This is a genomic window from Brotaphodocola sp., assembly GCF_050873065.1.
In the GTDB taxonomy this organism is placed as follows: domain Bacteria; phylum Bacillota; class Clostridia; order Lachnospirales; family Lachnospiraceae; genus Brotaphodocola.
The window spans coordinates 73550-96010 of record NZ_JBNMIC010000005.1 but is presented as its reverse complement, the minus strand read 5'-3'; the positions used below and the strand labels follow the sequence as shown (position 1 = coordinate 96010).

19 protein-coding genes are annotated in these 22461 nt (G+C 49.4%); 4 read left to right on the top strand and 15 right to left on the bottom strand.

The annotated features are described in order from the left end of the window. Positions 1 to 324: 324 nt before the first annotated feature. From ACR0QE_RS03015 to ACR0QE_RS02970, 10 genes are all read right to left on the bottom strand, one after another. Positions 325 to 1413, bottom strand: a complete 1089-nt coding sequence (locus ACR0QE_RS03015) for an NlpC/P60 family protein (protein ID WP_432626884.1) — start codon at positions 1411 to 1413, stop codon at positions 325 to 327. 28 nt (positions 1414 to 1441) lie between these two features. Further along, positions 1442 to 2377, bottom strand: a complete 936-nt coding sequence (locus ACR0QE_RS03010; protein WP_432626883.1) for a DMT family transporter — start codon at positions 2375 to 2377, stop codon at positions 1442 to 1444. Positions 2378 to 2521: 144 nt separating this feature from the next. Next, positions 2522 to 4177 (bottom strand): acetolactate synthase large subunit, encoded by a 1656-nt coding sequence (locus ACR0QE_RS03005; RefSeq protein WP_432626882.1) that lies wholly within the window; start codon positions 4175 to 4177, stop codon positions 2522 to 2524. A gap of 244 nt (positions 4178 to 4421) precedes the next feature. Beyond that, complete coding sequence (gene galT, locus ACR0QE_RS03000) at positions 4422 to 5927, bottom strand: UDP-glucose--hexose-1-phosphate uridylyltransferase (protein WP_432626881.1); 1506 nt, start codon at positions 5925 to 5927, stop codon at positions 4422 to 4424. A gap of 179 nt (positions 5928 to 6106) precedes the next feature. Continuing rightward, the gene (locus tag ACR0QE_RS02995; RefSeq protein ID WP_432626880.1) at positions 6107 to 7387 is read right to left on the bottom strand and encodes a DUF1576 domain-containing protein; all 1281 of its coding nucleotides are present in this window, start codon (positions 7385 to 7387) and stop codon (positions 6107 to 6109) included. Between the two features lie 105 nt (positions 7388 to 7492). Beyond that, the gene (locus ACR0QE_RS02990) at positions 7493 to 8329 is read right to left on the bottom strand and encodes an undecaprenyl-diphosphate phosphatase (RefSeq protein ID WP_432626879.1); all 837 of its coding nucleotides are present in this window, start codon (positions 8327 to 8329) and stop codon (positions 7493 to 7495) included. A gap of 75 nt (positions 8330 to 8404) precedes the next feature. Beyond that, the gene (locus tag ACR0QE_RS02985) at positions 8405 to 9079 is read right to left on the bottom strand and encodes a uracil-DNA glycosylase (protein ID WP_432626878.1); all 675 of its coding nucleotides are present in this window, start codon (positions 9077 to 9079) and stop codon (positions 8405 to 8407) included. A 124-nt stretch (positions 9080 to 9203) separates the two neighbouring features. Continuing rightward, positions 9204 to 9965, bottom strand: coding sequence for an imidazole glycerol phosphate synthase subunit HisF (gene hisF, locus ACR0QE_RS02980; protein WP_432626877.1), 762 nt, complete (start codon positions 9963 to 9965; stop codon positions 9204 to 9206). A gap of 29 nt (positions 9966 to 9994) precedes the next feature. Beyond that, the gene (hisH, locus tag ACR0QE_RS02975; RefSeq protein ID WP_432626876.1) at positions 9995 to 10600 is read right to left on the bottom strand and encodes an imidazole glycerol phosphate synthase subunit HisH; all 606 of its coding nucleotides are present in this window, start codon (positions 10598 to 10600) and stop codon (positions 9995 to 9997) included. Positions 10601 to 10830: 230 nt separating this feature from the next. Further along, a complete protein-coding gene (locus tag ACR0QE_RS02970; RefSeq protein WP_432626875.1) occupies positions 10831 to 11601 on the bottom strand; it encodes a hypothetical protein in 771 nt (256 codons plus the stop codon). A gap of 668 nt (positions 11602 to 12269) precedes the next feature. Between ACR0QE_RS02970 and ACR0QE_RS02965 the strand changes: the two genes are divergently transcribed. From ACR0QE_RS02965 to hydF, 4 genes are all read left to right on the top strand, one after another. Further along, positions 12270 to 12536 carry a TM1266 family iron-only hydrogenase system putative regulator gene (locus ACR0QE_RS02965; protein WP_432626900.1) on the top strand — a complete coding sequence of 89 codons (267 nt, stop codon included), beginning with the start codon at positions 12270 to 12272 and terminating at the stop codon, positions 12534 to 12536. 50 nt (positions 12537 to 12586) lie between these two features. Beyond that, positions 12587 to 13639, top strand: a complete 1053-nt coding sequence (gene hydE, locus ACR0QE_RS02960; protein WP_432626899.1) for a [FeFe] hydrogenase H-cluster radical SAM maturase HydE — start codon at positions 12587 to 12589, stop codon at positions 13637 to 13639. A gap of 155 nt (positions 13640 to 13794) precedes the next feature. Continuing rightward, positions 13795 to 15216: a [FeFe] hydrogenase H-cluster radical SAM maturase HydG gene (hydG, locus tag ACR0QE_RS02955; protein WP_432626874.1), complete on the top strand. Its 1422-nt coding sequence runs from the start codon at positions 13795 to 13797 to the stop codon at positions 15214 to 15216. Between the two features lie 77 nt (positions 15217 to 15293). Further along, positions 15294 to 16526, top strand: coding sequence for a [FeFe] hydrogenase H-cluster maturation GTPase HydF (gene hydF / locus ACR0QE_RS02950; RefSeq protein WP_432626873.1), 1233 nt, complete (start codon positions 15294 to 15296; stop codon positions 16524 to 16526). Between the two features lie 206 nt (positions 16527 to 16732). On the opposite strand, the gene ACR0QE_RS02945 is transcribed toward hydF, so the two are convergent. The 5 genes from ACR0QE_RS02945 to ACR0QE_RS02925 all read right to left on the bottom strand — a co-directional run bounded on the left by ACR0QE_RS02945 (position 16733) and on the right by ACR0QE_RS02925 (position 22370). Beyond that, positions 16733 to 17659, bottom strand: coding sequence for an N-acetylmuramoyl-L-alanine amidase family protein (locus ACR0QE_RS02945; protein ID WP_432626872.1), 927 nt, complete (start codon positions 17657 to 17659; stop codon positions 16733 to 16735). A gap of 90 nt (positions 17660 to 17749) precedes the next feature. After that, positions 17750 to 19060: an N-acetylmuramoyl-L-alanine amidase family protein gene (locus ACR0QE_RS02940; RefSeq protein WP_432626871.1), complete on the bottom strand. Its 1311-nt coding sequence runs from the start codon at positions 19058 to 19060 to the stop codon at positions 17750 to 17752. 272 nt (positions 19061 to 19332) lie between these two features. Beyond that, positions 19333 to 20136 carry a hypothetical protein gene (locus ACR0QE_RS02935; protein ID WP_432626870.1) on the bottom strand — a complete coding sequence of 268 codons (804 nt, stop codon included), beginning with the start codon at positions 20134 to 20136 and terminating at the stop codon, positions 19333 to 19335. Positions 20137 to 20306: 170 nt separating this feature from the next. Next, positions 20307 to 21503 carry an LCP family protein gene (locus ACR0QE_RS02930; protein ID WP_432626869.1) on the bottom strand — a complete coding sequence of 399 codons (1197 nt, stop codon included), beginning with the start codon at positions 21501 to 21503 and terminating at the stop codon, positions 20307 to 20309. 330 nt (positions 21504 to 21833) lie between these two features. Further along, entirely contained in the window at positions 21834 to 22370 is a 537-nt protein-coding gene (locus ACR0QE_RS02925; protein ID WP_177977835.1) for a bL17 family ribosomal protein, read from the bottom strand. Positions 22371 to 22461: the final 91 nt, after the last annotated feature.

Below are 22461 nucleotides of genomic sequence, written 5' to 3'. Positions count from 1 at the left end.
TCATTTCGTAAATTGATTCCGCGCAAGGCTCTTTTTTTATCTTCTCTATTCCGGCTCCTCCAGCAAGTAAAGTCCTGCAAACACGCTCTCGCTCCGAATTTCGGTCAGCGGAAGCGTCACTGGCGCTTCCTCGACATGCAGAGCAACGTAATGGTGCATAAGATTGCAAACTACGCAATCTAAGCACCAACGTTGAAAACGGGTTTGCAGTGACTTTCTCGCCTTCCGTCGCCTACTTCTTATCCATTACTTAATACACATCTCACTGTTCATGCCCCACAATTCATCCTTGATACCTGATTTCCGATTTTTTCATTAAATTAATCACCCTTTAACAAATACACTCCCATATCCCGTAATCGAATTTACTAGATCCTCCCGGTAATCACGATCCGCCGGATTCAGGCTGTTGATGCAGACTCCCGCATTCTCTTTGTATGCAGTGGCGTGAATAAATTTCCCATCGCCCAGATACATCGCGACATGACCCGGAAAATAGATTGCATCGCCGGGGGCAAGTTCATCCCGCCCAATCGGTCTCATCGGAAATCCATCCTTCATCTTTGCATCCCGGTAAATCAGGATCCCATTTTCCATGTAAGACAGAAACAGCAGGCCGGAGCAGTCGACTCCCTGCGAGCTTTTTCCCGCCCAGCGGTACTGTGTTCCTAAATAACTGAGAGCATGTTCCGTTAAGGCATGGCGAAGTTCCCGCTCCCATGCCTGCACGTCTGCCTGTGTCTCCCGAACCTTTTGATTTTTTCTTTCCTGTAATCGGTCTGATCTGCATAACAGGATCGTTCTCTGAGAGAGAAAATCCTTCAAAAAGAAATCCGGAATTCTCTTAAATTTCTCCATCAGAAATCTCTCGTGGTCGCGGCGCTCGGTGAGAAAAACCGTGTGAAGATAGCCCTCTGTTCCCGAGGCGGTGCGGACTCTGCTCCAGCCGTCTGTCTCATCACGCTTTATGAGCTGCACGATCGAATCGCGCGTCAATGTCTCAAGGATTTCTCCCTGAACTCTCGGTTCTGAAAGAATATCTGCCCTGTGGACTCTGATCCAGAAAAATGGCGCAAGGGGCTCTGACGATTCCAATAATTGTGATGATTTTGATAGTTCTGAGGTTCCCGATAATAATAAAGCCCCGGAATTCTGGCGCAGTCTCCACTCTTCTTCTGAGCACGGACGAAGATCAGAAGTGCACATCCATCCCTGATATCCATAATGAGTCACGACATGGACATATTGGTTCTTCTGCCAGTCCATCGAGTCTTGCCCAGACATTTTCGTAATCTGTATCTGCGAATCATCACACCGGACTGCCCACCCGGACAGAACCTGATCTGCCCGCCCGGATTTTTCATCTGCCTGTTCAAACAGCCACGCATCTCTCAGAGCAATCGCAATCCCCACAACTCCATTCCTCCTTGCCATCTAAATCTTATGCTTTCTTGAACTTCTCTGCCGGGATCTGTGCGAGAATGATCGCACCAAATACGAGGGCACAGCCTAACAGTTCGCGCGCGGACATCTTCTGTCCGAGAATCACCCATCCGGCAAGCATTGCAAATACAGATTCCAGACTCATGAGCAGAGAGGCAACCGTCGGATCGAGATTTTTCTGTCCGATTATCTGAAGCGTATATCCGACACCGGATGACATCACACCGGCATACAGAATCGGCAGCCACGCTGCAAGAATTCCCTTCCATGACGGCTGTTCAAATGCAAACATCAGCACAAGGGAGATAAATCCTGCCGTGAAAAACTGAACGCAGGATATCACGACTCCATCCGCCTTCGGAGAGAAGTGATCAATGACCAGAATATGAAAAGAAAAACCAACTGCACACAAAAATACCAGAAGATCTCCGCGACCGATCGAAAATTCTTCCGTGATACAGAGCAGATACATTCCCGCTGCTGCAATCACAACGCTGATCCAGATGTTCGCTCCGACTTTATGATGCATAAAAAGTCCGAGAAGAGGCACAATCACAATATAGAGTGCCGTGATAAAACCGGCTTTTCCAACGGTTGTGTACGCGATTCCAAACTGCTGGAGACTGCTCGCAAGGCAGAGAAAACATCCGCAGCAGATTCCTCCGATCACACCGGTTTTTAAGCGTTTCTTCTCTGCTTCCCGATCCTTTTGACTCTCCCCGCGATTTTTCCTGCCAGCAAACAGAACATATGGCAGAAGAACCATACCGCCCACAAGAAAACGGCTTCCATTGAGCGTAAATCCTCCCACGTAATTGAGTCCCTCACTCTGTGCCACAAATGCCACACCCCAGATCAGGGCAGTGAGCATCAGGAGCAGGCTGCTGACCAGTGTTTTTTTTCTGTCTTTCTCCATTGCTGTTCTACCATCCATTTTCTTTTTTTCATAAATTTGCAAGATGAATAAATAAACTGAATTTTTGCATATTCATTCAAACGCACTCCTGCATCATAACACAAAAAGAAAAGGATGCAAAGACATCCTTTCCCTTTACAAACAAAATTTTTATTGCCGCACTTACAGTTCTTCCATCAACTGCTTCAAATGTGCAGTCAGCTTTGTGTTTTCCGAGTAGTCCACCGGGCAGTCGATGATGACCGGTACTTTCTGCTCAAATGCCTTCTCCAGTGTCGGGACAAGATCCTCTGCCTTCTCGATCCGGTATCCGATCGCTCCCATGCTCTCTGCAAACTTCACAAAATCCGGGTTTGTGAAATCCACATAGCAGCTTTTTCCATACTGATCCATCTGTTTCCACTTGATCAGACCGTAACTGCAATCATTGAAGATCAGGGTGACAAACGGGATTCCCTCTCTTCTTGCTGTCTCGAGTTCCTGACAGTTCATCATAAATCCTCCATCTCCGCTGATCGCGAGGACTTTCTTGTCCGGATGGACAATCTTTGCGCCGATCGCTCCCGGAACAGAGATTCCCATCGTCGCAAAACCGTTTGAGATGATACAGGTATTCGGCTCATAACAGTTGTAATGACGGGCAATCCACATCTTGTGCGCTCCGGTATCTGAGATCACAATATCCTCGCGCCCCATGACTTTGCGGACATCGTTGAGAATTCTCTGCGGCTTCATCGGGAAGGAATCGTCCTTTGCGTAGGACTCATGCTCTGCGACCATTTTTGCACGGATCGCAAGCGCCTGCTCCGGCTCTTTGTGGCGGCCGGTTCTTCTCGCAATCTGATTCAGAGAGTCTGCAATGTCTCCGACCACCTCGACATCCGGCTGATATACCTTGTTGATGTGCGCCGGGCGCATGTCCACATGGACGATCTTTGTCTCCCCCTTCGGGTTCCACTTTGCCGGGGCAAATTCTACAATATCATATCCGACTGCAATGACAAGATCAGCCTCCTCAAGAATCTTATTCTCGTAATCTCTCTGCGGAATTCCGACTGTCCACATCGAGTACGGATTGTCGAACGGAATCACACCCTTTGCCATCATCGTGTTGACAACCGGGATCTTGAGCTTTGAAGCAAACTCCGTGAGTTCCTTCGACGCGTGACCGCGAACCACTCCGCTTCCTGCAAGAATGACCGGATTCTGCGCCTGAAAAATCAGTCCCGCTGCATCCTGAACCGTGTCAAGCTCTGCATATTCCTTCGGTGCAATCTTCTTGTGAAGAGGTTTCTCGGAATCTGCCACCGGCATCTTTGCCACATTGACGGGAAGATCGATGTGAGTGGCACCCGGCTTTTCGCTCTCTGCATACTTAAATGCGAGGCGCACGATCTCACCGACGGTGTCCGGGCGGACGACCATCTTTGTCCGCTTCGTGATCGGCTCAAACATTTTCGTCAGATCAAGAAACTGGTGACCCGTGATATGCATGCGCTCCGTTCCAACCTGACCGGTGATTGCGACAAGCGGGGCACCATCGCTGTCCGCATCCGCAACACCTGTCACAAGGTTTGTAGCTCCCGGTCCGAGCGTGGAAAGACACACGCCTGCTTTTCCGGTCAGACGCCCATAGACATCTGCCATGAAGGCTGCGCCCTGCTCATGTCTCGTCGTGATAAAACGGATTTTGGAATCGTTCAGCGCATTCATCACTGCCAGATTCTCCTCTCCCGGAATTCCAAAAATGTACTCCACGCCTTCCTCTTCCAGACACTCAACCAGAAGATCTGCTGCATTTCTCTTCTTTTCTTCCATCTTGATTTCCTCCCTTGCAAGCCACATACAAAATTCTGTCAAAACAGAGCAGATGGGAATTAACAAAAAAGGCCACCGCAGAACATCCCGGAACAAGCTCCGTTCTGTTCTGCAGCAGCCTCTTTGCTGTCATCTACTGACTCTCTGATATGCTTTTTATTTATCACCAAATATACATCCAGGAGCCAACAATTTCCAACACCTATTTTCCTGCAAGTTTCACAACATTTTTCTTGTGGACTTTTTACGCGGTAAATCCAACCGTTGCCAGGAATCGCAGGAAATCTTCCCGTCCCTTCTGTGTGCACTTGTATACACCAGCATCCTCAAGCACGCGGGCAAAGACGAGACCCACCTCATCGCGGAGAATCTGCTCTACATTCTCCTTTGTGATGGACTCATATTTCGGCAGGAATTTCTCCACCCAGTCCGCATGTTTCTCAATGCTCTCGTTGCTTCGAATGTCTTTCTTCTCCACGATGTAATCTGCAAGAAGTGCCAGCTCATCCTTCAGTCTCGACGGGAGAACGGCAAGTCCCATGACCTCGATCAGACCGATATTTTCCTTCTTGATGTGGTGGAGATCCTGATGCGGATGGTAAACGCCGAGAGGGAACTCCTCCGTCGTGATGTTATTTCTCAGCACCAGATCCAGTTCGTAGAGATTTCCGTTCTTTCTCGCAATCGGTGTGATTGTGTTGTGCGGCTCCCCGTCCGTCTCTGCAAAGACAAAGGCAGACTCATCCGTGTATACGCGCCATGCCTGAAGCACCTTGTCACCGAGATCAATCAGGCGGTCCGGATCTTTTCCGCGCAGACGCAGAACGGACATCGGCCAGTAGACAATTCCTGCCTCCACATCCTCAAATCCCGGCATCTTGACATGTTTCTCGATCGGAGCTTTTGCCATCGCAAATGTATAGTGGCCGCCCTGAAAATGATCATGGCTCAGAATTGAGCCTCCCACAATCGGAAGGTCTGCATTCGATCCGAGGAAATAATGCGGAAACTGCTTTACAAAGTCAAACAGCTTCACAAAAGATGCCCGCTCCACCTTCATCGGAACGTGCTCCCCGTTGAAGACGATGCAGTGCTCATTGTAATAGACATACGGGGAATACTGGAAGCCCCAGCGCTTTCCGCCGATTGTCAGGCGGATGATGCGGTGATTGTTTCTTGCCGGATGGTTCAGCCGTCCGGCATATCCCTCGTTTTCCATACAGAGAAGACACTTCGGATATCCACTCTGTTTTGCCAGTTTTGCAGCTGCAATCGCTCTCGGATCCTTCTCCGGTTTCGAGAGATTGATCGTCACATCGAGATCTCCGTAAGGCGTGGACGTCACCCATTTCTGATCCTTGCACACCCGGTATCTGCGGATGTAGTCAGAATCCTGACTCAGCTTGTAAAAATATTCGGTTGCTGCCTGCGGTCCCTTTTCCCCATAAAGTTTCCAAAACTTCTCCGAAACCTCCGACGGTCTCGGCATCAGACAGTTCATCAGTCTCGTGTCAAACAGGTCTCTGCTCGCGATTCCATTCTCAATCAGTCCTTTTTCGCACGCATAGTCGAGAAGTTCCTTTAAGATCTCCTCGAGTTTGACCTCACCCAGATCGCCCTCCGGCTCTTCATACTCTTCCATATGCAGCGTGTCAAGAATCTGATTGCGCGCATAAATCGCGTCTGTGTCTGTGATTAACCCCGTTTCAAGTCCATACTGTACCAGCTGTTTTATTGCTCCGTAAACCATAGAAACCCCTCTCCTGTCCGTCACATATTTGCCGTCCCGGCGACTTTTCCCCAGCCACTTTCCGGCTACTCCCGTCGCTGTTTCCAGCAACCTTTTTTCAGTATACGCCTGAAAAAGAGAAATTTCCATGTAAAAATCTGCTGTCTGTTTACATTATTTTGCGATTTTTCATATCCGGGTTACAGCGACCAGCCGGACTTTGCGCGCGCTCTTCTCGAGCGGACAGACTGGATGACCGGAACGAGGAAGGCTGCCACGATGCCGCCTGCAAATCCGTTGTTGTAGAGATTCATTCCGCCGTACACAATTCCGACGTTGAGCGCCACGGACGAGTGAAGAAAGCCCGCAAGAATCCCGGCAAAAATGCCGAACTCTCCCGCAATCGGAGCTAAGGTCGTTGAGAGCAGAAGTGCAAGCGTCGCGGACGGGTCTGTGAGCGACCACACTTTTCCTGCACTCGCAAATACGACTCCGGTCATGACCGGCAGAATATTTCTGAGATGTTTTCCCGTCGCACTGAAGCCGACAATTGTGAAGATTCCGCCGATTGTCGGTCCGTTCAAATGCACTCCCGTTGCAATCAGAAATCCCATCGCCGTCAACCCGTTGATCCCCATGTTAATCATCGTTGCCGGGGCGCCCCACTCCTTGTAATAATCCGTTCCGCCAAGCCCGTAGGACCGCAGAATCTGCTGATACCTCAGAAACGCCATATTTCCGCCATACAGAAATCCTCCGAGAATCATTCCCAGAAAGAGCACAGAGAGCAGAATCACAAACGGCAAATTGTCACCCTCATACCAGATCAGCCGGGATTCCATCGTGATTCCAAACGATTTCATCAGGGAAACCAGAACGGTCGCGATGATTCCTCCCGCAAATCCGACGTTGTAGAGCGAGTATCCGCGGTGCATGAAGTGCATATGGGTACTTAACGGCGGAAGGACGAAGCCGATTGTCATTCCGGTCACAACACAGAGCAACAGTCTCTGGGGAAGCGAGAAATTACCGATCTGCATGACCTCCGTGATGATCGGAGAGAGACTTGTCCCGTAAAATCCCACATAGATATATTTTGACAGAGAAACCCTGTGATATTTTGCATAGAGCCAGACACCGGCGAGAATCATCCAGATATTCAAAAGATTTTTTCCAAACAGGGAAAATCCAAACATCAGAAACGTGGAGGTGATCGTGTGTCCGTCCATCTCCATTCCAAGAAAATAGAGGATTGCAATGCTTAAAAGGGTAAGAACACCCGCGTTGAGAAATGCAGCACCCACTCCTCCGATCACAAAATAATCCGTAATCAGAAAGTCCGGCTCTCTCACGATTGCCCAGACTCCCTCAAAAATCTCTCCTGCCGGCTGAAGGAGAAATCCCGCAGCGATAAAATAGACAGGAACCAGAGCCAGAAGAATGAATCGCTCATTTCTGGTCAGAGGTCTTCTTATGTTCATATTTTTTTCTTTCTTCCCTTTCTGTCTTATGGCACTCCTGCACGGAAGTTTATTGAAAGATAACAAAATTGCCTCCGCGCAGAAGAGTCACTTAAGTTCCTATGGCTATGACAACAGCGCGCGCACGATGAAGAATGCAAGCACAATCACGCCAAGCACAATTCGATAGTATCCGAAAAACTTAAAGTCGTTGTTCTTGATGTAGGACATCAGGAAACGGATGGAGTAAACCGAAACGCCAAATGCAACTACCATGCCGAGAATCAGATAAAAAATCTGCAGTCCCGTGAAGTTGAAACCAAATTTGACTAACTTCAGTGCACTCGCTCCGAGCATAATCGGAAGTCCGAGGAAGAAGGAAAACTCTGCCGCAGCCCCGCGGGAGCAGCCGAGAATCATTGCGCCGAGAATCGTCGAACCAGAACGGGAAGTTCCAGGAACTAAAGACAGCACCTGAAACAGACCGATCAGAAATGCCGTCTTGTATGTGATCTGTGTCACGCGCTGAACCGGAAACTCGGTGTAGTGGTTGCGGTTCTCAATCATGATGAAGAGAATACCGTAGACAATCAGCGTTGCTGCCACGACATAGGCATTGTAGAGGTGTGCCTCCATCCAGTCGTCAAGAAGCAGTCCGCAGACTGCTGCCGGAAAGCAGGCGATGACAATCTTTACCCATAACTGCCAGACTGCACGTTTCTGTCCTGCACTCTTGCCCGGATCAAACGGATTCAGCTTCTTAAAATACAACAATACGACCGCCATGATTGCGCCGAGCTGAATCACAACAAGAAACATATTCATAAAATCCTCTGGTACATTCAGGTGAATGATCTCATCCACAAGGATCATATGACCGGTACTGCTGATCGGAAGCCACTCTGTGAATCCCTCAACAATTCCCAGTACAATTACTTTTAAAATTTCAATCAGTTGTCCCATAATAGGTTGAATCTCCTTTTTCTTTTCTCCTACTCAGGTTTACACAAACTCTTTTTTGCCAATGTTTTTCTTTCATCAGACATTTTCAATCTGCCAGTCGATCGGTGTAAGCCCGTGCTCTTCGAGGTAGGCATTTGTCTTGCTGAACGGTCTGCTGCCGAAAAATCCCCGGTATGCAGAAAGAGGACTCGGGTGCGGAGCTTCCAGAATCAGATGTTTCGGATTCGTCAGCATAGATTTCTTCATCTGTGCCGGTCTTCCCCAGAGAATGAAAACCATCGGGCGGTCCTGCTCATTGAGCACACGGATTGCCGCATCGGTAAACTCCTCCCAGCCGATTCCGCGGTGTGAATTTGCCGCATGCGCGCGCACAGTCAGAACAGTGTTAAGCAGCATGACACCCTGCTTTGCCCATTTCACCAGATAACCGTTGTTTGGAATATAACAGCCGAGATCATCGTGAAGCTCCTGATAGATATTCACCAGAGACGGCGGAATCTCCACATCCGGCTTTACCGAAAAACAGAGTCCGTGAGCCTGTCCCACATTGTGATACGGGTCCTGTCCCAGAATAACTACCTTCACCTCGGAAAGAGGCGTAAACTCAAACGCGTTAAAGATGTCATTCGGATCCGGAAAACACTGTTTTGTCTCATATTCATGTTTTACCGTATCGTATAATTTCCGGTAATACGGTTTTTTAAACTCTCCGCTTAACGGTTCAAGCCAGTCATTGGCGATTGCTCCCATTTCTTGTCCCCTTCTTTCGCTATTCGCTTTTTGCTTTTACTCCTTTACAAACCTTCTCTAAAGAGCTTTTTACAAGCCGCTCTTTCAGGTTCAAGTCGACACGCCCGCTTTTATGACAGCCACTTTACAGGCGCACCGGAATTCCCCGCTCTCTCAGATACTTCTTAAGATCACGGATCTCTAACTCCTTATAGTGGAACAGTGAGGCCGCAAGCGCAGCGTCCGCTTTTCCCTTTGTGAGTGCATCATAAAAATGTTCTTTTGTTCCCGCTCCGCCTGAAGCGATAACCGGAACCGAGACATTCTCCGCAATGATGGAGGTGAGCTCGTTGTCGTATCCCGCCTTTGTTCCATCACAATCCATGCTCGTGAGCAGAATTTCTCCGGCTCCGAGCTCATCTGCCTTTCTCGCCCACTCAACGGCATCAAGCCCCGTGTCAAGGCGACCGCCGTGTTTGTAAACGTTCCAGCCGCTTCCGTCCGCGCGCCGTCTCGCATCGATTGCGACAACGACACACTGCCGCCCGAATTTCTCAGCCGCCTCGGAAATGAGCTCCGGCCGGTCAATCGCAGCCGAATTCACAGAAATCTTGTCTGCGCCCTCCCTGAGCAGTTTCCTGAAATCCTCCACCGTGCGGATTCCACCGCCCACAGTAAACGGGATAAACACTTTCTCTGCCACACGGCGCACCATATCCACAACCGTATCACGGCCGTCTGAGGATGCCGTGATGTCCAGAAAAACCAGCTCATCCGCTCCTGCCTGATCGTAAGCCGCCGCAATCTCAACTGGATCGCCGGCATCCCGCAGATTCACAAAATTAACGCCTTTTACCACCCGTCCGTCTTTCACGTCCAGACAGGGAATGATTCTTTTTGTAAACATTGATCTCGTTCTCCCTTCCGCCCGGTCCGTCACAGGCTGATAAAATTCTTCAGGATCTGGAGTCCCACACGACTGCTCTTCTCCGGATGGAACTGACAGGCAAAAATATTGCCCTGTTCCACTGCCGCATGAATCTCTACACCGTACTTTGCAGTAGCTGCCACAATCTTTGGATCTCTGGCTTTCAGATAATAAGAATGAACAAAGTATACATAAGATTCATCGTCCACACCCGCAAAGAGGCGGCTGTCCGGCCGGATCTTGATGGAATTCCATCCCATATGCGGAATCTTGAGTCCCTCTGCCGGTGGAATCCGAAGAATCTCACCCGGAAGAATACCGAGTCCCTCCACGCCTTCGCTCTCATCGCTCCGCTCAAACAAAAGCTGAAGTCCCAGACAGATTCCAAGAAACGGCGTTCCCTTTGCCGTAACTTCACGGATCACATCCACAAGACCATACTGTCTCAAACGCTCCATCGCATCGCCAAATGCACCGACACCCGGAAGAATCACCTTGTCTGCACGGCGGATCACATCTGGATCACGCGTCACAGTCGGTCTCTCTCCCAATGCGGTCAGCGCTTTCTCTACGCTCTTTAAATTTCCTGCATCGTAATCAATGATTGCTATCATTCGTTCTCTGCCTCCAGACATTCTTTCCCGACATTCTGCCGACAATTCCCTACACTGTTCTTCAACTGTTATTCGACTTTTCCCCGATTGCAGAATGTTCTGCCTTTCACGGAAATATCGCCACTATCAGCGATACTTTAACAGTTTAACACACTCCAGTTGTTTTCACAACTTTTGTTTCTTCGTTTGTATCCTTCATTGGGAAATTTGCCTTTTTTACTGGAGTGCATTTATTTAATTTGACTCACCCACTCAACCGAATTTTCCTTAATCCCGACTGCGCGCTCTGCCAGTTCCTGCGTAATCTGTGGAAACTGTGCATGCACACGGCACAGGTAGGATTTCCGGTTGAAAAATGCAGTCTTCTCAAACGGGAAACGAATCACTCCCGGATTGCCAAATCCTGCTCCGAGCTCCAGAATCAGGGTCTCCCGGTTCAAGGTACGCGTCAGCCACTGGGTATAGCGGTTCCACTGCGGCAGATACCCCTCCTCAATATAAGGGGTTGCATCGATGGTATTTCCGGTCAGCGGTGCCCCACAGTGCGGACAAACGTCATCCGGCACCTCTCCCGGTTCCCAGATGTCCTTCGTACAGCCCGCTGAACACTGTCTCCACGTCTCATTTCCACACGGAGCCACGATCCGCTGCCATCTGGTATCCTCCGGACGCTTCTTTGACGGGAACAGCCGCTCCATCACTGCCAGTGTCTCTGCATTCTCCGACGGGCAGGAAACCGCCTCTTCCTCCTTATCCGTCGAAATCACTTTTTCTGTCCTGCTTCCAAGCAAGGTCTCATAGATCAGCGCATCTGTCGCAAGCGTCACAATAAAATAGTCTTTATTTTTAAGTACCTGATACAGTTTCTCATACGCTTTCACCAACTCTTCGCGGCGCTCTTTTGCATCCTCGCCCTGGCGATTCCACTTCCACTCCTCACCAAGTCCGACTAATACTTTTTCTGCCCCTGCAATCTGTCCCTGAATCTCATCTATCTTCATTGTTCTTTTCTCTCCACTCTCATTTATGTTGTTCTTTATTGATTCTATTTTCTCTGCCATCTCACCGTATTGTCCTTCCTTATGTCTGAGTCTTATTTTATCACAGGCTTTTCGCTCTTGCAAACTGAGAACAAACATCAGGATGCTCAGTGATTCTTACTAAACAACACCCTAGGCTCCGACAGCGAGAAAGATCCTCGCAAACCCGTTTTCGATGTCGGTGTTTAGGTCGTGTTCTTTACGACCTTATGCACCGCTACGTCGAAATTCGGAGCGCAAGCGTGTTTGCGGGACTTTTCTCGCTGGCGGAGCCGAAAAAGCACCCGAAAAATCATTAGAAAAATCATCAAAGCCCAAAAGCAATGGACATCTCTGCACACATCCTATCTCTCCAGCGCCCACTTTTGCGCGCTCCCTATTGCAAACTTTTTCTCACTATGTTACGATGATTTCGTATCCTGACGCCAAAAAATTATTTTGAGGAGAAAGGTTCATCCATTTCATTTTCAAAATTCACTATCTGTAATTTCTCATTACAGTCTTTTTTGCGTCCCGGATTCTAAAATAATCTTTATATGATGTATGTTAGGAGGAATCTGCCGCAGATGAATACCCCAAACTCACCCAACAACGCAAAACTTCACACTGAGAATTCCCAGTCTCCCGTTTTGCCGTCTCCCGCTGAGGAAACACGGATCGCCGTCATCGGAATCGTCGTGGAAAATCCGGATTCAGTCGAAGCACTCAACGACATCCTGCATGAATACCGGACTTTTATCATCGGGCGTATGGGAATTCCCTATCGTCAAAAGCAGTTGAGCATCATCAGTATCGCGATCGATGCCCCCCAGCCGGTGATCTCCGCACTGTCAGGAAAGATCGGAAAACTGCCCGGTGTCAGCTCCAAGACGGCTTATTCGGGAGTGAAATCATGAATGACTTGAAAAACATAACAAACTTGAAGAACATGACAAATTCAAACTTAATGACACTCGCTGAGACTCTGGTTCGTCGGCATGACCTCCCCGACGAAGACCTTCTTCGTCTGATTGATGGGCGAAATGACGACGGCGGAATCGTTCGCACATTTCTGAAAAAGGAGGCTGCTGCGTGCTGTGCCCGGTATTATCACGAAGACGTTTTTCTGCGCGGACTGATCGAATTTACCAACTACTGCAAGAATGACTGCTTTTACTGCGGAATCCGCCGCAGCAATCCACACGCAGACCGCTATCGTCTGAATTTCGATGAGATTCTCTCGTGCTGTCGTCAGGGATATGATCTCGGTTTTCGCACCTTTGTGCTTCAGGGTGGGGAAGATCCCTATTTTACAGACGAACGCATGGAAGAAATCGTGCGTGCAATCCGTGCCGGATACCCGGACTGTGCGATCACCCTCTCCCTCGGAGAGCGAAGCGCAGAGAGCTACAAGCGGCTGTTTGACGCAGGTGCTGACCGCTATCTGCTCCGCCACGAGACCGCCTCAAAGTCCCACTATGAGAAACTTCATCCCTCACAGATGAGTTTTGACAACCGGATGGAGTGTCTTGAGACTCTCCGGAAAATCGGCTACCAGACCGGATGTGGATTCATGGTCGGATCGCCCTACCAGACGACTGCGGATCTCGTGAAGGATCTGCGCTTTCTCAAGACGTTTAAGCCTCACATGGTAGGAATCGGTCCGTTTCTCCCACAGCGGGAGACTCCTTTTGGGGAAATGCCCGCCGGAAGCGTCGAGCTGACGCTGTTTCTCCTGTCTGTGATCCGCCTCCTGCTCCCGAAAGTGCTCCTTCCAGCGACAACTGCACTTGGAACTGCACAGGCTGACGGACGCGAGGAAGGACTTCGCTGCGGTGCAAATGTCATCATGCCAAACCTCTCCCCGGTCGAAGTCCGCAAAAAATATGCGCTCTACGACAACAAGATCTGCACCGGTGAGGAAGCTGCCGAGTGCCGCGGCTGTCTCGAGCGCCGCGTCACAAGCGCCGGATTTCACATTGTCTCCTCACGCGGTGACAGCCTGATTGAAACCGTCTGACCGCCCCGGGGACGCCAGCTAATACGGTTAAAGATCAAAAAAGGAAAAAATAAACTATGTTCTGACGGGGAAGCCTGAGTCCCGACCTCAAAATGCGTAAGAACAGCATCTGGGGTCACGCACTTTCGCTGACCTGCAAGAAAGGAAAAATCATTATGTACGCATACAATCCAAAATCTCTGAAAGCAGAGGAATTTATCAACCATCAGGAAATTCTTGACACTCTTGCATATGCCGAGGCAAACAAAGATAATCTCGAGCTGATTGACCAGATCATCGAAAAAGCCAGACTCTGCAAAGGTCTGACTCACCGCGAGGCGTCTGTTCTCCTCGCCTGCGAAAATCAGGAAAAAATCGAAGAACTCTACACGCTCGCAGAAGAGCTGAAAAAGAAGTTTTACGGCAACCGCATCGTCATGTTTGCTCCTCTTTACTTATCCAATTACTGCATCAACGGCTGCGTCTACTGTCCTTATCACAGCAAGAACCGCCACATTGCCCGCAAAAAACTGACACAGGAGGAAGTTGCCGCCGAAGTGACCGCACTTCAGGATATGGGACATAAGCGTCTCGCCATCGAGGCTGGTGAGGATCCGCTTCACAACCCGATCGAGTACATTCTCGAGTGCATCAACACGATCTACTCCATCAAGCACAAAAACGGAGCCATCCGCAGAGTCAATGTCAACATCGCTGCCACAACAGTGGAAAATTACAGAAAGCTCAAGGAAGCCGGAATCGGAACCTACATTCTCTTTCAGGAGACTTACCACAAAGAGAGTTATGAAGCCCTTCACCCGACCGGTCCGAAGCATGATTACTGCTACCACACGGAGGCGATGGACCGCGCTATGGAGGGCGGAATCGACGATGTCGGCCTTGGCGTTCTCTTTGGTCTGGAGATGTATAAGTACGAGTTTGCCGGTCTTCTGATGCACGCAGAGCATCTCGAGGCCGTTCACGGGGTCGGACCTCACACGATCAGTGTTCCGCGAATCAAGCATGCCGATGACATTGACCCGGATGCCTTCGACAATGGAATCAGCGACGAGATTTTTGCAAAACTCTGTGCCCTGATCCGCGTCGCTGTTCCCTACACCGGCATGATTATCTCCACGAGAGAGAGCCAGAAAGTCCGCGAGAAAGTCATCCGCCTCGGAGTCTCCCAGATCAGCGGCGGTTCCCGTACCTCCGTCGGCGGTTATCAGGAGGAAATCCGCCCGACTGACACGGAACAGTTCGATGTGTCAGATCAGAGAACCCTTGATGAGGTTGTGAAATGGCTGATGGAGCTCGGATACATCCCCTCCTTCTGCACCGCCTGCTACCGCGAGGGCCGCACCGGCGACCGCTTTATGAGCCTGTGCAAGAGCGGCCAGATCCAGAACTGCTGTCACCCGAACGCGCTGATGACCCTGAAAGAATATCTGATGGACTATGCGTCCGAGGATACCAGAAAAATCGGCGAAGCGCTGATTGAGGCAGAACTGTTGAACATTCCGAAGGAGAAAGTTCGGGAAATCTGTGCTGACCATTTAAAGAAAATTGAAGAGGGAATCCGCGATTTCCGTTTTTAATCTTCCCGGTTACTGTGAAACGGACATTTCAGCAACCTTTGGTTTCTGCTTAATTTGTTTAATAAGAGGTATCGATTATGGGATTGAATGCAACTCCATCCGCTGAGCGGATTCACATTGGATTTTTCGGGCGGCGAAATGCCGGAAAATCCAGCATTGTCAACGCGATCACCGGCCAACAGATGTCTGTCGTCTCCGATACAAAGGGGACGACGACCGACCCGGTGACAAAATCTATGGAACTTCTCCCGCTCGGCCCGGTCGTCATCATTGACACTCCCGGATTTGACGATGAGGGAAGTCTCGGCGAGCAGCGCATCAAGCGCGCCCGCCAGATCTTAAACCGCGCCGACTGCGCCGTTCTCATCGTGGACGGCACGGAAGGTCTCGGCAAAGCCGATCAGGAACTGCTTGATCTCTTTAAAGAGAAGGAGATTCCCTTTCTCACCGTATTCAACAAATGTGATCTTCCTTCTTTTCAGAGTCCAAAGCCCCCGGTTTCATCCACAGCGAATGCCGGTTTTCTCTGCGTCAGCGCTCAGAAACACCTCGGGATTGAAAAGCTGAAAGAACAGATTGCAGGGCTTATCCAAAACGGAAAAACGGAGCGCCCTCTCATCCGCGATCTCTTACATCCCGGTGATCTCATCCTTCAGGTGATCCCGATCGATGAGTCTGCACCAAAGGGGCGCCTGATCCTTCCCCAGCAGATGATGATCCGCGAGGTCTTAGAGGCCGGAGCGGTCTCCATCGTCTGCCGGGAGACAGAACTGGCTGCCACGCTGATGAAACTGCAAAGCGGCGGAATCCGTCCGGCAATGGTCATCACAGACAGTCAGGCATTTGGTCTTGTGAGCCGCCTTGTTCCCGAAGAGATTCCGCTGACCTCCTACTCGATCCTGATGGCCCGCTACAAAGGTTTTCTGGAAACGGCAGTCCACGGTGTCTCCGCAGTCTCCACGCTGAAAGATGGCGACCGCATCCTGATCTCTGAGGGCTGTACCCACCACCGCCAGTGCGGAGACATCGGAACCGTCAAGATTCCCGGCTGGATTCGAGAATGTACCGGAAAATCTCTTGAGATCGAGACAAGCTCCGGCCTCGGCTTCCCGGAAGATCTGTCAGCCTTTCGGATGGTCATCCACTGCGGCGGATGCATGCTGAACGGCCGCGAGGTCCTCTACCGCCAGAAATGCGCCCTCGACGCCGGAATTCCATTTACCAATTACGGCATCACGATCGCGTTCATGAAAGGGATCTTAAAGCGCAGTCTCGGACTCTTCCCCGAGCTTGCCAGACTTGTACCGTAGTGTCCGTAATGTCCTCATAATGCCTTTATAATGCCTTCCCTGCGCAATTCTGAAGGAAGAAAGAGACCCACCACGACAATTGACATAGAGCACATAGAGCCGATAAAAAAGGCGACCGCCTGACGAATTTTCCGTCAGACTGTCGCCTTTCTCAATTAATCAGAACTCCGATATCAAATGGATTTTCCTTCCATCTATTCCATTTATTATTGGCGGAGCCCCTTGCTGTCAAGCGTGTATCCGCCCACAACCGTGTCATGTGCCATTGTGCCGTCTTCATTCAGGTAATAATATTTTCCCGGCTGATCCATGACCCATCCGGTCTGCACCGCGCCCGTCTTATCCGCATAGTACCAGTTGTCGTCCCAGACAAACCACCCGGTCGCAAGCATTCCGCTCTCCTCGTTCAGATAATAGCGGATATTCTCCACCGTCTGCCACCCACTCAGGCGATATCCATTTTCATCAAACAGATACCAGACTCCCTGAATTCTCTGCCAGCCTCCGGCAAGAAACGTACCGTCCTCCATCTCATATTTCGTTCCCTCGAGGTAGTTGCGCCACTTTCCTCCTGTGATTCCCTGAACCTGGTTTTCCTTAAAGTCTGCTGTCGGGGAGACGATCCAGTCTCCGGATTTCACATACTGCTGTTCGCTTAGTTTCGGAACAGCCCGGACGACAAAAACATACGTATAAAGATCTTTCATGTACGGAGAGAAATCATAGCTGGTCTGGGTTGTGCGCTTCATCATCACACACTCCGCATCCTGCGTCAGCTCATTGAGCTTGGAATCGGTGAGCGTGACCGCTCCGCCATCCTCATCATCCGTGTCCAGATCAAGATCATCCGCCAGATAGAGTTTCACCTGATACTCGTGTGCCTTGCTGACGGAATTCCATCTGCCGACGGTATCCGTGTCCCACCATGCATGCTTGGATGTCCCAAGATAAACCGTCTCAACCGCCTTATCAGACGCATATACCTGCATAACCGGCCAGACACTCGCTCCCGCACATCCTGCAAGCACCACTCCGCACAGAATGATTCTTGTAAGTGTCTCTCTGATCACATGATCCTTGTTCGAACCTCGTCTTCTATCTTCCCTACTGCTTGTCTCTGCTCCTCGTCTCATTCTATTTCCTTTCTGATTCTCCAGTTTTCCCTTATTCTGGAATAATCATAACAAAGAAATTTGAAAATCCTGTGAATCACAGAGCCTCTCTTATTTGACCCAGACACCATTCTGGTCCACATAAAAGCTGTCCACATAGGTGTTCTCTGCTCTCGCGCCGCTGTCCGGATAGAAGTAATACCAGTTTCCATCCACCTGTGTCCATCCGGTCGCTCTCGCACCATCGGCACCGAGGTAGCAGGCCTTGCCGTTCACCGTCCACCAGCGAGCCTTCACCAGTGCTCCCTGATACTGATCCGGCGTCGTGTTGAGGTAATACCAGCGTCCGCTCCATGAAATCCATCCGGTCAGCATCGCACCATCATCTGCAAGATAATATGTCTGGCCGTTTACCGTCTGCCAACCCGTCAGCATCTGGCCATTGCTGTTGAACAGATACCATTTTCCACCAATCTGGCTCCAGCCGTTCTTCTGATAGCTTCCGTCCGGATAATAGAAATACCAGCTTCCACCCGACTGACGCCAGCCAACGTTCGTATTTCCGCTCGGGGAAGAGGAGCCATTCGGTCCTCCCGGAGTGATCGCAGCACCGCTCTCCTGACCGCTTCCATCCGATACATCTTCCTCTGCCAGATACATCTCATCGGAATCAACCCAGTCACTCTTATCTCCGTAATCCTTTTCCTTTGTCGTCTTCGCGATTGTGCGCACACGGAACGTATAGGTACCCTTCTTTGTCATATATGGGTAAAAATTGAAAGAGCGATTATTCGTCTCCGTGGAATACACTTTTGAGGAACCTCTGCGCAGTTCCACCTCATAGCGGCCGGTTCCGCCGTCCTCCGGCTCATCCCAGCGCGCAGTTCCCTTGCTGTTATCCTTCCAGTAAGCATTGTCCGGTGCTGAGAAAGCTCCCTCCACCGCACGAACCTTGATTTTGACAATCAGGTTGCCTCCACTCTTGCTCGCGCTCACAAAATCTGCCTTGCGGATGCTGACATTGCTCGAGCGGTAAGTCCCCTTAAACTGATACTGATCCCCACCCACAGAATTCGGACTCAATGTCAGTTTCATCTGCGGCTGCTGTCCCACTTCCATCACCTTAGAAGTTGATGTCGTCCACTCCGCATCCACAATGGAATATGCATCCGAGGTATTGGTCACAATAATTTCCCCGTCAGCCGCGCTCGCATTCTCACCAGAATTGTTATAAGAAATCGACGGCAGGGTATCTCCCGGCTTTAACTTGGAATCCACTCTAAGTGTCACCTTCGATACCGCCTTATCCGATGCATACGCAACCACCATTCCAACGTTTGCCACCGTGCTCACTGTCCCGGTGATTCCCGCAGCACCGATCATTGCACTCATGCACAATGCCCGTAAATTACTCTTCTTCATTGTCAACCCCCACTTTCCTATTATAAAGATAAAACACTCTCATTTCCCTCACAAAATTTTTTCATCTGAGTCTTTTGATTGTAATTTTATTATAGTGGAAGAAAATTGTATAGTCAACTTACGATATCCTTACCCTTTTCCGACGAGAACCTGTCATGTTACTGTTCACGCATCGCGCAAACAGCAACACTTCCCCTATCAAACGCAAAAAAGGAAGAAGCTCTCATCGAACTTCTCCCTTTCGGATTTGAAGATCCATTCTCATGGATTTCTTATTTAACATAGATGGTGATCTGACCAGATGCCGGAAGTACAAAGTACAGGATATCGCCTACACGTGTTACATTCAGAACCTGGGTTGTACCATTGTTGTTTACGAATACAACTCTTACCTGGGCATCTGCCTTCAGGCCAGAGCATACATATCCGTACTCAGTGTTTCTGCTAACCTCTGTGCTGGTCTTGACATCGGTCATGAACACATTCTCCGTAATACCAGTGGACTGGTAACCCTCTGCCTTTACAGCAGCGGTTGCCGCATCCGTAGAAGTACCAGCAGATACTGCCTGACGCAGGGTGCTCAGCTCCGTGCTGACATTTGCTGTGTTGATCTCAGTACCGCTCAGAACTTTAACGTTCGTTCCAACAAGCTCGTCACCAACTCTGCTCTCTACGGTTACGGTTGCATTTCCTGCATAGGTAATCTTGGAACCATCTACAGCCGTTACATCCGTAGCAGAACCTGTGGTTACGCTCTCACCAGTTGACGTCGTCTGTGTGCTTGTTGCAGTAGCACTTACAGTCTCTCCATTTCCAGCTGTGATAACATTGGAACCCTGAGATTTCGTGCTCTCAGCCGGGGTTGTAGTAGTTGTGGTTGTGGTATTTGTTACAGTACCATTACCCTGAGTTACACTACCAGTACTGGTTGTACCACCAGAAAATGTATTATCCGTAGTAGAAGTAGTGTTGCTGTCATCTCTGTCCGTAACTTTAGAACCTGCTGCAAATGCAACTGCCGGTACCATTGCCAGAGCCATCACAACTGCTGCTAATTTCAGACCTCTCTTTTTCATTGTCTCCACCTTCCTTCCCATAAATGGGATATTTATTTCAATAACAGTCTAAAATTCCGACTGATTATTGCTTGTCTGTATTCATTTTACTGTTCTTTTTTCTTTTATTCAAGTCAAAACTTCTTTGGGATCGGAGCTCATACGCTCTCAAAAACTCAAGCCTGCTTTTGTCATGCTTCCCTGTAGAACATCTGTAAAAGAATCGGGATCATCTGCTGGATATTTGCATGAAATTCATCGTAAGTATCTGTCGCTGTGCCAATACCCGGAATCATGCGGAAATTGTCATCTCCAAGACTTCCATTCCCAAGTACATCGATCGCAATCTTCATATACTCATCCTTCGGCATATCCGTCTGCATATAATCCTGAATCATATCGAACATTTCCGTCACAATCTGACTGTCCTCTTTTGATTTCTGCTTGACTACCTGAAAGAATTGTTCCATATATTCTTTGTGCTGATTCATACGGAACAGCGCCGAATTGTCGCGCTCAATATCACGATAGCGGATAAAGGCCTCCGCCTGATCTCCGTGAAGTGTAACCTGAGTGCCCTTGACGAATGCCGGATCGCGCTTCTCCATGCCATCTGTCGGGATTGTGACAGTGACACCGCCCACCGCATCGTTCAGTTTAGATAGCACTGCAATATCTACCGCCATATAGCGGTCAATCGGAATCCCCTGAAGAAGATTTGTCACAGCCCGCTTTGCAAGATCACAGCTGAGCTTCTCTCCATCTCCATATCCGTATGCCGTATTCAGATGATCGACTCGCGTTCCAAGCTCACGGTTATCCAGATCGGTGATGACAATTCTTGTCATCGTATCTCTCGGAATCATCAGAATCTTGATCTGGTTGCGCACCGTATCCTGGGCAATCAGGTAAATACCATCACTCTGTCCTGCTTTTCCCGGCTCTCTTGTCCCGACCATATCATCGGTGCGGTCAATACCGAGACAGAGAATTGTGTGAATGTAGGTATTTCTCCGGTAGGTCTTTCCCTCCCAGGTAACGGTATCCTGACTGAGGTCCACGAGATAGTCTCCCATCTGTGCTTCTTCAGCCTCAGAAGGATCAGAACCTGAAGTTCCTGAATCGTCCGTCGATGCATTCCCGGTGCTGTTCAGACTTCCATCATTTCCCCCATTCGATGAATCCGGGGAAGCGGAAATGGAATTTCCTGACGCATCCTGCTGGCTCATCTGTGTCTGGCTGGCACGATTCGCCGCAATCATCTCCTCAGTTGCCTTCCTCTGCCTGTACAATCCAACGCTGTACCAGATAAATACGGTAATCCCTACCATGCAGATTCCAATCAATCCATTTCTCAATGTCTCTCCATGTTTCCTTATCCAGTCCATGCTATTTCCTTCCATCACATACGTTTCACTTCATTAAAACCGTGATTTCTTTCACGCCTTTAAGTGTGCGATTTCCGCCCTTAAATCGTAAGGCAAAGGTTAGCATTAGTCTATCACTTTTTTTGACAAAATCCAATACCATTTTTCCGTTTTTCCCCTATTTTGGAAGAAAATACAGGAGTTTTTGCCCTCTATCCACGGATTTTCATCACTTTTAAGGGAATGTATTCCTATCATACAAAAAAGCCTGCATGAAAGAATACTCTCTCACACAGGCTTTTCACGTTCATCTGCGAAAATCTACACTTGGATTTTCATGCAAGCGGTCTATTAAACCAGCTCAAGCAGAACTTCCATAGCGCCATCGCCGTGACGAAGACCGATCTTTACCAGACGGGTGTAACCACCGTTACGGGAAACGTACTTCGGAGCGATCTCATCGAACAGCTTTGCCGGAAGATCAACACTCTTGGTGTTCTTCTTCTTGCCTGCTGCTGCGGTCGGAACCTCAGTTACATCGTACAGAACCTTCAGCATCTGACGACGAGCGTGAAGTCTGGACGGCTTATCCTTCTTGATCTCCTTCTGAACTTCATCATAAACGGTAACTTTCTTGCCGTTTACAACTTCCTTTACGCGCTTGCCGTTCTCGTCCTTGCGAGCAACCTTAGCGGTAACGGTAACAGTCTCGAAGTTGTCTTTCTCTTTAACAGCCAGAGCGATCAGACCCTCAGCAACCTTACGGATCTCCTTTGCTCTTGCCTCAGTGGTAACGATCTTTCCATGATACAGCAGAGCTGTAACCTGGCTGCGGATCAGTGCCTTTCTCTGATTGGAAGTTCTTCCAAGCTTTCTGTAACCTGCCATTTTATTTTCCTCCATATAATGTGGAGTGCAGCCTCATGCACATCGGACTTACCGGGCCGCAGCATCCAAGATATTTTTCGTACCCGCCCCT

Excerpts from the sequence above, each read along its gene's own strand:
- hydE (WP_432626899.1), top strand. The coding sequence starts at position 12,587 with ATGACACTCGCTGAGACTCTGGTTCGTCGGCATGACCTCCCCGACGAA.
- hydF (WP_432626873.1), top strand. The coding sequence starts at position 15,294 with ATGGGATTGAATGCAACTCCATCCGCTGAGCGGATTCACATTGGATTT.
- ACR0QE_RS02985 (WP_432626878.1), bottom strand. The coding sequence starts at position 9,079 with ATGGGAGCAATCGCCAATGACTGGCTTGAACCGTTAAGCGGAGAGTTT.
- galT (WP_432626881.1), bottom strand. The coding sequence starts at position 5,927 with ATGGTTTACGGAGCAATAAAACAGCTGGTACAGTATGGACTTGAAACG.
- ACR0QE_RS02930 (WP_432626869.1), bottom strand. The coding sequence starts at position 21,503 with ATGGACTGGATAAGGAAACATGGAGAGACATTGAGAAATGGATTGATT.
- ACR0QE_RS02990 (WP_432626879.1), bottom strand. The coding sequence starts at position 8,329 with ATGGGACAACTGATTGAAATTTTAAAAGTAATTGTACTGGGAATTGTT.
- ACR0QE_RS02970 (WP_432626875.1), bottom strand. The coding sequence starts at position 11,601 with ATGAAGATAGATGAGATTCAGGGACAGATTGCAGGGGCAGAAAAAGTA.
- ACR0QE_RS02945 (WP_432626872.1), bottom strand. The coding sequence starts at position 17,659 with ATGAGACGAGGAGCAGAGACAAGCAGTAGGGAAGATAGAAGACGAGGT.
- hydG (WP_432626874.1), top strand. The coding sequence starts at position 13,795 with ATGTACGCATACAATCCAAAATCTCTGAAAGCAGAGGAATTTATCAAC.
- hisF (WP_432626877.1), bottom strand. The coding sequence starts at position 9,965 with ATGTTTACAAAAAGAATCATTCCCTGTCTGGACGTGAAAGACGGACGG.
- ACR0QE_RS02995 (WP_432626880.1), bottom strand. The coding sequence starts at position 7,387 with ATGAACATAAGAAGACCTCTGACCAGAAATGAGCGATTCATTCTTCTG.
- ACR0QE_RS02940 (WP_432626871.1), bottom strand. The coding sequence starts at position 19,060 with ATGAAGAAGAGTAATTTACGGGCATTGTGCATGAGTGCAATGATCGGT.
- ACR0QE_RS03010 (WP_432626883.1), bottom strand. The coding sequence starts at position 2,377 with ATGGATGGTAGAACAGCAATGGAGAAAGACAGAAAAAAAACACTGGTC.
- ACR0QE_RS03005 (WP_432626882.1), bottom strand. The coding sequence starts at position 4,177 with ATGGAAGAAAAGAAGAGAAATGCAGCAGATCTTCTGGTTGAGTGTCTG.
- hisH (WP_432626876.1), bottom strand. The coding sequence starts at position 10,600 with ATGATAGCAATCATTGATTACGATGCAGGAAATTTAAAGAGCGTAGAG.
- ACR0QE_RS02935 (WP_432626870.1), bottom strand. The coding sequence starts at position 20,136 with ATGAAAAAGAGAGGTCTGAAATTAGCAGCAGTTGTGATGGCTCTGGCA.
- ACR0QE_RS02925 (WP_177977835.1), bottom strand. The coding sequence starts at position 22,370 with ATGGCAGGTTACAGAAAGCTTGGAAGAACTTCCAATCAGAGAAAGGCA.